12 protein-coding genes are annotated in these 12,532 nt (G+C 44.9%); 8 read left to right on the plus strand and 4 right to left on the minus strand.

The window, feature by feature from the left end; genetic code table 11:
• Window positions 1-77 precede the first annotated feature (77 nt).
• The 3 genes from B9A22_RS21105 to B9A22_RS21115 form a co-directional block, all read right to left on the minus strand.
• A complete protein-coding gene (locus tag B9A22_RS21105) occupies window positions 78-761 on the minus strand; it encodes a response regulator transcription factor (protein ID WP_084577929.1) in 684 nt (227 codons plus the stop codon).
• A gap of 132 nt (window positions 762-893) precedes the next feature.
• A complete protein-coding gene (locus B9A22_RS26130) occupies window positions 894-2,183 on the minus strand; it encodes a sensor histidine kinase (RefSeq protein ID WP_245824089.1) in 1,290 nt (429 codons plus the stop codon).
• Window positions 2,173-2,850, minus strand: coding sequence for a response regulator transcription factor (locus B9A22_RS21115; RefSeq protein ID WP_084577930.1), 678 nt, complete (start codon window positions 2,848-2,850; stop codon window positions 2,173-2,175). The genes B9A22_RS26130 and B9A22_RS21115 overlap by 11 nt, the downstream gene beginning before the upstream one ends.
• 278 nt (window positions 2,851-3,128) lie before the next feature.
• On the opposite strand from B9A22_RS21115, the gene B9A22_RS21120 reads away from it, so the two are divergent.
• The 8 genes from B9A22_RS21120 (at window position 3,129) to B9A22_RS21155 (ending at window position 11,054) form a co-directional block, all read left to right on the plus strand.
• Window positions 3,129-4,385 carry a TolC family protein gene (locus tag B9A22_RS21120; protein WP_084577931.1) on the plus strand — a complete coding sequence of 419 codons (1,257 nt, stop codon included), beginning with the start codon at window positions 3,129-3,131 and terminating at the stop codon, window positions 4,383-4,385.
• A 34-nt stretch (window positions 4,386-4,419) separates the two neighbouring features.
• Complete coding sequence (locus tag B9A22_RS21125; RefSeq protein WP_342747867.1) at window positions 4,420-5,529, plus strand: efflux RND transporter periplasmic adaptor subunit; 1,110 nt, start codon at window positions 4,420-4,422, stop codon at window positions 5,527-5,529.
• Window positions 5,530-5,596: 67 nt separating this feature from the next.
• Window positions 5,597-6,280 carry an ABC transporter ATP-binding protein gene (locus tag B9A22_RS21130; protein WP_084577933.1) on the plus strand — a complete coding sequence of 228 codons (684 nt, stop codon included), beginning with the start codon at window positions 5,597-5,599 and terminating at the stop codon, window positions 6,278-6,280.
• A 1-nt stretch (window position 6,281) separates the two neighbouring features.
• Entirely contained in the window at window positions 6,282-7,496 is a 1,215-nt protein-coding gene (locus B9A22_RS21135) for an ABC transporter permease (protein WP_084577934.1), read from the plus strand.
• 250 nt (window positions 7,497-7,746) lie between these two features.
• Complete coding sequence (gene kduI, locus B9A22_RS21140) at window positions 7,747-8,574, plus strand: 5-dehydro-4-deoxy-D-glucuronate isomerase (protein WP_084577935.1); 828 nt, start codon at window positions 7,747-7,749, stop codon at window positions 8,572-8,574.
• Window positions 8,575-8,597: 23 nt separating this feature from the next.
• Entirely contained in the window at window positions 8,598-9,353 is a 756-nt protein-coding gene (gene kduD, locus B9A22_RS21145; protein WP_084577936.1) for a 2-dehydro-3-deoxy-D-gluconate 5-dehydrogenase KduD, read from the plus strand.
• A 102-nt stretch (window positions 9,354-9,455) separates the two neighbouring features.
• Entirely contained in the window at window positions 9,456-10,223 is a 768-nt protein-coding gene (locus B9A22_RS21150) for an IclR family transcriptional regulator (protein ID WP_084577937.1), read from the plus strand.
• A gap of 117 nt (window positions 10,224-10,340) precedes the next feature.
• Window positions 10,341-11,054, plus strand: a complete 714-nt coding sequence (locus B9A22_RS21155; RefSeq protein WP_084577938.1) for a L,D-transpeptidase family protein — start codon at window positions 10,341-10,343, stop codon at window positions 11,052-11,054.
• A gap of 64 nt (window positions 11,055-11,118) precedes the next feature.
• Here the strand turns inward: B9A22_RS21155 and B9A22_RS21160 are convergent, their stop codons facing one another.
• A complete protein-coding gene (locus tag B9A22_RS21160; RefSeq protein WP_084577939.1) occupies window positions 11,119-12,303 on the minus strand; it encodes a pyridoxal phosphate-dependent aminotransferase in 1,185 nt (394 codons plus the stop codon).
• Window positions 12,304-12,532: the final 229 nt, after the last annotated feature.

Genomic DNA, 12,532 nt, shown 5'->3' on the forward strand with positions numbered 1-12,532 from the left:
CTTTTTGCAGCAATCTTCTATATAAAAAGACTACCTAGCTCAGCCTAACTAGGTTAGGTGTCGGTAGTCTTGTTCCACTAATTAGCTAATGTTGCGTTATTTTCTTTATGCAAGTAATAGCCTACGCCCCAGACGGTTTTTAGATTCGAGAGCTTAAGCTTTTTACGTAAGTAATGAATGTAGAGGTTGACGGTGGTAAATTCAGCATCTGAGAAGTAGCCCCATACTTTTTGGATGATTTGCTCCTTAGTGACGACTTGCCCATAATTACGTACTAGCAGTTCTAATAACTGTGATTCTTTGAGTGTTAACTGAACGACCTCGTTATCCTTAATGACCTGGTTGCGCAGCGGATTAAAAATAAGACCGTTAACTGTCAATAGGTTGTCTGTTAGCTCCTTGCTCCGGCGGCGGGTTAGGGCTTGTAGTCTTGCCAATAATTCGACAGAAAAAAATGGTTTAACCAAATAATCATCTGCTCCGGCATTCAGACCCTCGGCCCGGTCTTCAGGGGAATCCTTTGCTGTTAAAAAAAGAACTGGGGTATCATGTCCCATACTGCGAAATTCTTTTACCAGAGATAGTCCATCTTTATTAGGCAGCATGCGATCCAAAACAATTAGGTCATAGACTCCCGTACAGGCCATATCAATTCCTGCTTCCCCATCCAGGGCAGCATCTACGACAAAGCCGTTCTTTCTTAATAAATGAGATAATGAATCAACTAATTTATTCTCGTCTTCTACAAGCAGCAGTTTCATGCTACGACATCCTTTAGAGTCACAGCCTTGTGAAGTTTTTCCTTCCGTGGAATGTTATTGTTTATATTATCGCAGATAAATGTTAGAACTTTATTTAGTTCCAACATTTATTCTCAATAAGTTGAATAAAAATTAAGCATCAGGTTTGCGTGGGAGCTGAACAACAAAGGTTGTTCCTACCCCGGGAGTGCTGGTAACAGCAATTGTTCCGTCATGGCTTTCAATAATCCATTTGGCGATGGCTAGTCCCAGTCCAGAACCTCCTTTGCGCCGGGATGTATCCACCTGATAAAAGCGGTCAAAGATTCTGGTCAGGTGCTCTGGTTCAATTCCCTCACCAGAGTCAGTAACCGATAATTGTGTGTTAGCGTTAGATTGCGATAATGAGACCGAGATGGTACCAACTGAAGTATGTCTAATGGCATTATCCAGTAAGATTGTGACTACTTGTTTAATTCGCAGCTCATCGCCGTAATCATTGCCAGCAACAGCAGCAGCTACTTCAAGAGACAAGCCTTTGGCTGCCGCAACCGCCTCAAATGGCGCCACTGCCCGCGTAAGTAAGGTAGTAAAGGAATAGGGCTGTTTATGGAGCGGCTGTTGCTGTGAATCGGCCCGTGCCAGAAAGAGCAGAGAATCAACAAGGTTGATCATGCATTTGGATTCTTCCTGGATGTTGTCTAGCCATTTGCTTTGGCTGGAAACCGTATCATCTGGGCTTCCCCTAAGGATATCCAGGTTAATTTGAATAACAGATAGGGGCGTACGCAGTTCGTGGGACGCATCGGAGAGAAAATCGCTTTGCTGCTGCCAAGCCTTTTTGATTGGCTTCATGGCGCGATTGGCCATAAAGAAACTGGCAGCAAACGAGAGCAATGAACAAATAAGGCCAACAGCCAGTAAAGCTGTCAGCACAACCCGCAGTATATTTGTATCGTGAGTTAAATCATGATACAAGACAAGCATACCTGGTTGCGTAGTTAATGGTGCTCTTACATAAGAATATTTTGTTTGTTCGAATACAATTGTTCCCTGGCTGGCGGCACCCTGCAGTGCTTGTGCCGTTAGTGCTGCCAAGCCCTCCGAATTAAGCGGCAGGACAGATGATTGAGAAATAATGGCGCCAGCAGGCGAGGTTTTTACAAAAAAGAAATTAGGCCCAGGTGGCGGTCCCGGTGGAGGCGGGAGCGGGAGACCAAGCGGCGGTCCAGAGGGTGGCATCGGTCGTGGCTCATTACGCGAGGGGAGATCGTTGATTCGACCTGTTTGTATATCTGATACTATTTTCTGAGCTAGGTTATCTGTAAATTTACTGATTTTAGTTTGGGCAAACCAGTACGCACCTGCAATAAGCAGAAGAAAGAGGATCAAGATAATCGATACGTTGATTAAGGTGAGCTTGTAACGCAGTCTATGAAACATGATTGTCTCCCTGCAAGGAGTAACCTACACCGCGTATTGTTCTAATTTCGCGGATATTCAACTTTTTGCGGAGGTAATGAATATATAGATCTACATTGGCCATTGCAGTCTTGGAGTGGCTTCCCCAGATTTTATCTGAGATTTGTTTTTTTGTAACAACTTGGCTGCAATTGCGCATTAAAAGTTCTAAGAGTGAGGCTTCTTTTGCTGTCAGATGAAATGTTTCTATACCTTTTACTACTTGACTACGCAGGGGGTCTAAGATTAACCCCGCCGCTTTAATTGCAATCTCTGGAGCCTTCCCTTTTCTGGCTCTACGGACCAGGGTTTGTAATCTTGCAATTAATTCATCGGTGAAAAAAGGCTTTGTTAAGTAATCGTCGGCACCGGCATTTAACCCTTCTACCCGGTCGGCGGGAGAGTCTTTCGCTGTTAAAACAAGGATTGGGGTATCATGCCCCAGGCTGCGAAATAATCTCAGGAAAGAAATACCATCTTGCTGGGGCAGCATGCGATCCAAGACAATAATGTCATAGAGTCCGGTACATGCCAGGTTCATGCCTGTTTGCCCATCGAGAGCAGCATCTACCACGAAGCCGTTCATTTTCAGCAAATGTGATAAGGATTCGACTAATTTACCCTCATCTTCTACTAGCAGTAAATTCATTGATAACATCCTTCAATGCCACAGCCTTGTGAAATTTATCCTTCCATGGACAGCTTTACCAGTATATATTTTAGCAGATTAACCTTGGAAAATTCTTTGGTTTACCAATAAACTTCTAAAGATTAAGGAGATTTCTAAAAGAAATCTAAAACTAATCAATCACAATGGTATTACAGACGCAAAGTAGGTAACCAATCTAAAGAGATTCAAAAAAACATTGATTAGAATTCTGATATCATTTAAAATTAGAAAACTGACTTTAGGGAGGCAACAACACTATGCCAAGCTTAAAAAATAAGGCTGCATGGATTACCGCAAGTCTAATTCTGTTACAGAACACATTTGTATTTGCTGCACCTATAAAGCTGTCATTAGAACAAAGTATTGAACTTGCTTTAAAAAACAATCCATCAATTCAAATTGCAGGCGAAGATAAAGCAAAATCCTTATGGAGTGTTGATGAAGCCAAGGCCGCGAAGCTGCCGACTGTTTCACTTGGCAGCAGCTATAACCAAAATGATTCAGGCCAAGACAGTTTTAGTAACAATGTAAGAATGAACTGGCAGCTTTACAATGGGGGCCGGACTGAGTCGCAGATTGAGCAGGCGAAACTTGGCGTTACTACTGCCGATTTAAACGTTGTTAAAGCAAAGCAACAGCTAAAACAAGACACGACTACTGGGTACTATAGTGTTCTTGAGTCGAAGAATATGCTTGCAGTGAATGAGGAAAGTGTCAATAATTTAAAGGTTCACTTAACTATCGTGCAGGCAAAATACGAGGCCGGTGTTGTGGCTAAGTCTGAACTTCTACGGGCTGAAGTAGAAGTTGCCAACGCCGAGCAGAATCAGATAAAGGCGCAAAATCAGTATGACCTGGCGGTATCAAGCTTACTTAATACCATGAATATGGATGCAGGGACAGATATCCAATTAGTGGGTGAGCTTACCTATCAGGCAGATACTAGAACATTGGCAGAAGCAATCGCCCTTGCTAAGGAAAATCGCCCTGAGGTTGCTCAAGCTAAGGTAAGTATTGACAGTGCGGTTAAAGGCATTAAAATTGCGGAAAGCAATAAGCTGCCTTCAGTTTCGTTATCGGCGTCGACCGGTTGGAATGACACTCTGCTGCCTAGCGATGATACCAACTGGTCAGTCGGAGCCTCAGCCAGCTGGAGCATTTTTGATGCCGGCGTTACCAAGTCTAAGATAAACCAGGCTGAGTCCTCTCTCAATAAGGCTAAACTTCAGGCTGAGCAGACTCAGGATGCTGTAGAGCAGGAAGTGCGTCAAAGCTATCTTAATATGAAAGAAGCGGAAAAACGCCTCAAGACGACCGAGGTAGCAGCCAATAAGGCAAAAGAAGATCTCTATATTGCCCAGGAAACATATAAGGCCGGTGCAGGCACTAATCTTGACGTATTTGATGCCCAGCTGGCACTTAATCAGGCTAAGACCAACCATGTGCAGGCGCTCTATGATTACAATATCAATAAGGCCAAACTGGATAAAGCAATCGGATTGAAGGTCGAGTAGAGCAAGTGATGATAGACAAAATGACGGAGGTAAAATGATGAGAAATCTATGGCTGAGAGCTAAGCAGAATAAGAAATGGCTGCTTCTTGCTATCCTTATTCTGGCTGCTGTTACGGCTGGCGGATACTACTATCAAAGCCAGAGCAAAACTTCGTCTGTTACTGCGCAGCAGATTATCCAGGTAGAGCGCCGTGACCTTACTTCTGTAGTGGCGGCAACTGGCACAATTAAGCCAGTCAACATGGTGGACATCAGCTCAAAAATAACGGCGCAAATCAAAGAGGTAAAAGTTAAAGAAAACGAGCAGGTAACGGCAGGCCAAGTTCTTGTTATCCTAGAAGACAGCGGATTACAGGCTAAGGTAACCCAGGCTAAAGAAAAACTTAATAACGCTGCGGTAAAATATCAAAGAACGGCAAAGCTCAATACGATTGGCGGCTCATCTAACGAACAGCTGGATAATGCCAGCATGGATTATAACATTGCCAAGGCAAACTACGATGAAGTTATGTCCAGCCTAAACGAAACCATCATTGTTTCGCCAATTGATGGCAGTGTCATCGGCAAACCGCTGACAGCCGGTGAGATGGTGGCTCAGGGTGTGAGTAATCCAACCGTAATTTTGACAGTGGCGGATATGTCTAAAATGCAGATTGAAGCCAATATTGACCAAACTGATATTGGTAAAATTGTCCTTGGACAAAAAGTTACCTTTACTGTTGATGCTTACCCGAACAAAACATTTACAGGTACGGTAGCCACTATCTCCAGGAAATCTGTCGTTTCCTCGAATGTCACCTACTATCCAGTAACCATTGATGTTAATAATGCTGAAAACCTGCTTAATCCTGGGATGGTGGCCAGGGTCTCTGTCACTATCAGCGAAAGCAAAGGTGCACTAACACTGCCGCTTTCGGCAATAAAAACAGATAAAACAGGCAAATATGTTGTTACTCCAGGACAGAATGGTCAAACCCAAAATGTCACTGTAACTACCGGCAATACCGGCGATGATCGCGTTGAGATTACCAGTGGGCTCAGTGAAGGCGATAAAGTTGTGGTATCACAGCCTAAGACGCAAACACAAACAAGCGGCAGCCAACAGGGCTCACGTCAAGGCACAGGAGCCCGGCCAATGTTCTAGAATCAAGATTACTTCACATGCGTTCGCAATGACATAGGTTTGTTGCGCTAAATAAGGGGGTCAAAAAATGACAATAGCATTATCTGACGTAAAAAAGATATACCAGATGGGAGATACACCTGTTGCCGCGTTAGCGGGAGTAACGCTTACTATTAGCGCAGGTGAATTTACCGCCATTATGGGCCCTTCAGGCTCAGGGAAATCAACGTTAATGAATATTTTGGGTTGTCTGGACCGCCCGACCAGCGGATCTTATGTTCTTGATAAGCAAGAAGTATCATCTTTGACTGATGACGAGCTGGCATTAACACGCAACAAGAAGATTGGATTCGTTTTCCAGAACTTTAATCTGCTGCCACGGATTACGGCCCTTGATAACGTCGCCTTGCCGCTTGTTTACGCAGGTGTTGAGGGTAAAGAACGCAAAAAGCGGGCAGCCGAAGCGCTGGCAGCTGTTGGGTTGGAAAACAGAATGGATCACGTACCTAATGAGTTATCAGGCGGACAGCGGCAGCGGGTTGCGATCGCGAGGGCACTGGTTAATGAACCTACGATTATCATGGCCGACGAACCGACAGGGGCGCTTGATACTAAGTCAGGCAATGAGGTTATGGACATCTTTAAAAAACTCAACGCTGCTGGCCGGACCATTATCCTCGTAACTCATGAACCAGATATTGCTGCCCATGCAAAAAGGGTGATTCATGTCCGGGACGGACTCATTGTCCGGGACACAGAGAGGGATGAATAATGTGTTCTGGGAAAGTGTAAAGATTGCCTTAGATGCATTAGTCTCCAACAAGCTGCGTTCTATCCTAACTATGCTTGGCATTATCATCGGTGTTGGTGCAGTAATCGCCATGGTTTCCATTGGCATGGGGGTGAGAGAGAAGGTATCAAGCTCTATCGCCAGCCTGGGAAGCAACCTGATTATTGTTACGCCAGGGGCGGCCTCCTCCTCTGGTGTAAGGCAGGCGGCAGGAACCAGTACCACCTTAACACTGAAAGATGCACAAGCTATGGCGCGTGAGATTCCTGGAATAGGCGCTGTGGCCCCCAGTGTAGGCAAGCAGTATCAGCTTGTTGCCGGAAATATGAACTGGACATCAAGTGTTCAGGGAACCACTCCGGAATACCTGGATGTTCGCAATTTGAGCGTTGAGAGCGGCAGTTTCATCACCAATGAAGATGTGGAGACAAGAAATCGGGTTGCCGTTATTGGTTCAACAGTAGCCAGCAACTTGTTTGATAATATCAATCCGGTGGGACAAAGTGTTCGCATTGGTAACGCTCCGTTCACCGTCATCGGCGTATTGGCGAGCAAGGGGCAGTCAGCCGGGGGCCAGGATCAGGATGACACGGTAATTATTCCGCTGACAACTGCACAGGAGCGCATGATGGGCATTACCTATGTCCAGACAATTAGTGTGCAGGCAGCAAATGCTGAGGTTGTAAACGATGTCCAGGATGGAGTAACCAGTTTACTCCGGTCACGTCATGGCATTACTGGCGACAAGGCTGATGATTTTACTGTGCGCAATCTTGCCAGTGTCATGGCGACAGCCCAGGAGACGACTGGTACTATTACTATGCTGCTTGGCAGCATCGCAGCCATCTCACTGCTTGTTGGCGGGATTGGCATTATGAATATTATGCTGGTATCTGTCACCGAGCGGACGAGAGAAATTGGTATTCGTAAAGCGTTAGGAGCCAGATACGCTAATATCTTGATGCAATTCCTCATTGAGGCAGTTGTTATTGGGGTAATCGGTGGTGCTATCGGCATTGCGGTAGGTGTCGGCGGTTCTTATGTCATTTCTTCTTTTGCTGGGTGGAAGACAGTGATTACACCAATGCCGATTCTAGTTTCCTTTGGTTTCTCTGTTGGTATTGGTCTCTTCTTCGGCCTATACCCTGCACGCAAAGCGGCGCTCTTAAACCCTATTGATGCACTAAGGTATGAATAAAAAAAATAAAGGCGACTTGTGGCTGCGGCTAACAAGTCGTCTTTATTTTTTTGAAATCAAATTCCACATCGTGGATTGTTGTGTTTTTAGAGCAAAACATAGCAGGATTTTTTGTTGGTTAAGCGTATTAATAAATATAAAATAGTATTTAGTTCTGCATTATGAAACGGGATTCCTGTAAATGCTAATAGTGCTGTTGTTGACTGTAGATAGTGAACAATAATTAAGGGTTAATTTAGGAGGAGATTAGATGGAAGTTAGACATTCAGTTCATCCTGAGGATGTAAAAAGACTCACAACAGAGGAACTTAGAGAGCGGTTTCTGATTCAGGGGTTGTTCAAGCCTGACGAAATTAAGATGGTATATAGTCATGTTGACCGCATGATTACTGGCAGTGCCTGCCCAATTAAGCCGCTGGCACTGGAAGTAGGTAAAGGCCTGGGTGTAGAATATTTCCTGGAAAGAAGAGAATTAGGTGTAATCAATGTTGGCGGTGCAGGTGTTGTTAAGGTAGATGGGGTCGAATACGCCTTAAATACTACCGATGGACTATATGTCGGCAAGGGGTCGAAGGAAATTACTTTTTCAAGCAATGATGCTGGTAAACCTGCTAAGTTTTATTTTAACAGTGCACCAGCTCATACCACATACCCTACCGCCAAGATTGAACGTCAGAGTATTACACCGGCTCACCTTGGCTCAATTCAGAGTTCAAATGAAAGAAATATCTACAAGTATATCCATCCCCAGGGTGTTAAGAGCTGCCAGTTAGTCATGGGGATGACTGCATTGGAACCAGGAAATATGTGGAACAGTATGCCTTGCCATACACATGACCGTCGAATGGAAGTCTATTTCTATTTCAATCTTCCTGAAGATGCTGCTGTTTTCCATTTAATGGGTGAACCTAGTCAGACACGCCATATTGTTATGAGTAACGAAGAGGCAGTTATTTCTCCAAGCTGGTCGATTCATTCGGGTGTGGCCACAAGCTGCTATACCTTTATTTGGGGCATGGCTGGCGAAAACCAGACCTTTGATGATATGGATCATGTTGCAATGAAGAACCTGAAATAAACTATTTGGAAGGTGGAAATAGCATGAATATGTTTGGTTTAAACGGAAAAGTGGCTATTGTTACCGGCGCCGCTACAGGCCTGGGGCAAGGGATGGCCATTGCGTTGGCAGAGGCTGGTGCTGATATTGTTAGCGTTGGGCTAGGCGATCAGTCGGAAACAGCGCAAAAGATCGCGGCTGTAGGCCGGAAGTTTTTGGCCATTGATGCAGATTTATTCAGCACCGAACCCATTCAAGGGGTTATTGACCAGGTTGTGGCCGAATTTGGTCACGTTGATATACTTGTTAACAATGCTGGCATTATCCGGCGGGCAGATGCTGTAGACTTTACCGAAAAAGACTGGGACGATGTAATGAATATCAATATTAAAACCGTCTTTTTCTTCTGCCAGGCAGTTGCCAAACAGTTTATTAAACAGGGTACCGGTGGTAAAATTATTAATATTGCCTCGATGCTGTCTTTCCAAGGCGGCATTAGAGTACCATCCTATACTGCCAGCAAAAGCGGGATTATGGGAATAACCCGTCTAATGGCCAATGAATGGGCTAAACATAATATTAACGTCAATGCCATTGCTCCAGGCTATATGGCAACAGCCAATACGGCCCCTTTGCGTGCTGATGAAGAGCGCAGCGCTGAAATTCTGAGCCGGATTCCGGCTGGACGCTGGGGAACCCCGGCTGATCTGGGCGGACCTGTTGTCTTCCTGGCTGCCCCTGCTTCTGATTATGTCAGTGGCTATACGATAGCCGTTGATGGCGGCTGGCTGGCCAGATAAAGTAGACTTTCTATCAGGATAAGTAAGGCTAGGCAGGAAACTGGCGATTTATGTAGTATATTAGATATGCCGGATTTGTGGTAAGTGATAGGGAGGTTGCAGATGTCGGGTTTAGAAGTGCAGTCCTTGCAGCGAACATTTGATATATTAGAAGTAGTTGGCAACAGCGTTACGCCGGTAAGTCTTAAATATATTACTGATGAAACAGCCCTGCCTAAATCTACCGTTTACCGTCTTTTGAACAACCTGGAAAAACGGGATTATGTGAGATGTGATTCGAACGGTAATTACCGGCTAGGCCTTCAACTACTCATGATGAGCCAGCGTGCCGAACAGAATTTTGATATCAAACATTTAGCCAGAAAATATCTGCATCAACTCAATGAGCTGACAAAAGAGACAATCCACCTTGCTGTTCTGGCTAAGAATAAAGTGCTCTATGTGGATACTGTCGAAAGCCCTCATGCCTTGCGCCTTGTAGCAAAATTGGGAACTACAAATTCTGTTCACTGCACAGCCTTGGGCAAAGCACTGCTGATCAAGCATGACAATGCAAAAATCAGAGAAATTCTTGAGGCTGAGGGCATGGGACGACGGACAGAATACACACATTGTACCCCGGAAGACTATCTGAAAGAAATGGAGCAGGTTCGTAAATGCGGCTATGCATTTGATGACTGCGAGAGCGAGCTTGACGGCAGATGCATTGGAGCACCTATTTATGACAACGCAGGTAATGTAGTTGCCGCTATCAGCATCTCGGGGTTAGCCTCCCGCTTCTCCAGGGAGCAGATTGAAAAAGATGTAGCAGATAGGTTATTGGAGAGCACTAAAGAGATATCAAGAGCGTTGGGTTATTCAGGTATATAATTTGTTAGCGCCATTTCCTAGAGGAAGTGGCGTTTTTTATTTTAATTTTCTTAGCATTGATCGTTGCTGACGGTAATATGAATATAGTAGCAAATACTTAAGCGGGAGCAGAGTGAGATGGCTTTTTTTTATTTAAATGCTAAAAGGGCAAAAAACCGGTTTGGTATAGTAATTGCTGCACTGTTTATTCTGTTTGGTTGTGTTTGGCTATATGATTATATTGATGCCGCAGCGCTAAATTATTCTATTACCCAGGAAACTAAGACACCAACAGGTGAATTATCGATAACAATAAGAATTTATGACCGGGTACTTGAACTGTACGACAATGGCAAGTTATTCAAACGCTACCGGGTGGCTGTCGGCAAAAAGGCGACACCAACGCCAATCGGTGAATGGAATGTTGTGTATAAAGGCTGGAGCCCGGAAGAAGTGATGGGCACCCGGTGGATGGGGCTTGATATTCCGTGGGGAAGTTACGGGATTCATGGCACCAGTGCGCCGTGGTCCATTGGTAGCTTTGCCAGCCACGGCTGTATTCGGATGACTAATCGGAATTCTGAGGAGCTGTATGAATGGGTGCCTGTAGGTACACCTGTCAATATTATTGGTCCAATACCAAAAATAGAAAGAACGCTAAGGCGGGGCACAGTCGGCCCAGATGTTGTCAGGCTGCAGCTTAAGCTTGTTGCATTAGGCTACTACCAGGAACGGGCAAAAGGAACCTTTGGCAAAGATACTGAGGCAGCACTTAGGGCTTTTCAACGAGATAATCGTCTGCCCGAGACTGGTATTACTGATGAACAAACCTTAAAATTGCTTAAATTGTAAACTAAATGCGAAAACAGAAATATGCTCCCGCTGGCAATTTGCCGGCGGGAGCATATTAGAGATATTATCTCATGGCCTTTTCGATGCGTTCCAGGCCTTTTGCGATTATATCACAGGAGGCGGCATAGGAAAAACGTAGATATTCCTGCGTTTCACCAGTATTGCGTACCCCAAACGCCGATCGGGGCAGTACGGCAACATCCCCGTTATGGAGCAAGTGTTGCTGCAGGGCTTTACTGTCAGGCAGACCCAAACGCTTGCAGGCCTCAGTTACATTGGGGAAAACATAGAAGGCGCCGTTTGGTGTTTTGCATGAAAACCCAGGAATATTGTTTAAACCGGCGACAATAAAATCACGTCTGGCTTTAAACTCACTGACCATGCTGATGACAGAGTCCTGTGGGCCGGTTAAGGCTTCCAGGCCACCGTACTGCACAAAGGTATTGGTACAGGACTCGCAGTTGGTAATCAGGCGGGCAATATGGACGGCTAGCTCTTTAGGCATAACCCCGTAGCCTAACCGCCAGCCGGTCATGGCGTATGTCTTAGAAAAGCCATCAAGGATTATTGTTTTCTCCTGCATACCAGGTAGTGAACATATGCTGGCAAAGGTTCCGGCATATGTGATCCGGCTATAAATTTCATCTGATAATACCCAGAGATTATGCCGGCAAGCCAGTTCAGCTATAGTTTTTAGGTCTTGTGCAGTCAGCATGCCGCCGGTAGGATTATGAGGGCTGTTCAGGATAATTAGCTTGGTTTTGGGGGTGATCAGTTTTTCCAGTTCAGCAGTATCTAAGCTGAAATCCTTTTCTTCCAAGATGGGAGCGGGGACAGGCACGCCGCCAGTAAACCGGATGACTGATTCGTAAATGGGAAACCCCGGATTAGGGTAGATAACCTCGTCACCTGGGTCAACCAGGGCGTGAAGAACATAGTAGATAATCGGTTTGCCGCCAGGCGTTACAACTACTTCGTCATGATTTACCTGGATACTGCGGGTAGCTGAAATATATTTGACAATAGCATCCCTAAGCGGTAAAATACCGGCTGAAGGGCTGTAGTGGGTAAAATTGTCTTGAATAGCCTTGATGCCGGCTTGTTTAATATTGTCCGGAGTATCAAAGTCGGGTTCGCCAATGGCAAAACTAATGATGTTGCGGCCAGCGGATTTGAGGCGGTTTACCTCATTGAGTACTTCAAAGGCGTTTTCAGTACCAAGATTGCTTAATCGTTTGGCGAGTTTCATGGGTGTAATTCCTCCTGAGTTTTGATGCAATGCATATTGTGCACAAGCATATATTCGTGGTATTACACAAAAATCCTTCCGTAAAAAACAAAGTTATCAATAAGAACAATATGAGAATGTAGAATGGCTGATATAGTGTTTATCTCACCCAGTAGAGAGGCGGATGGTATCCATGGTTCAAAAAACTCATTGACAAAAAAGCCCAATTAAAATAGAATAATTATTGAGA

It is taken from the genome of Sporomusa malonica (genome assembly GCF_900176355.1).
Classification (GTDB): Bacteria; Bacillota; Negativicutes; order Sporomusales; family Sporomusaceae; genus Sporomusa; species Sporomusa malonica.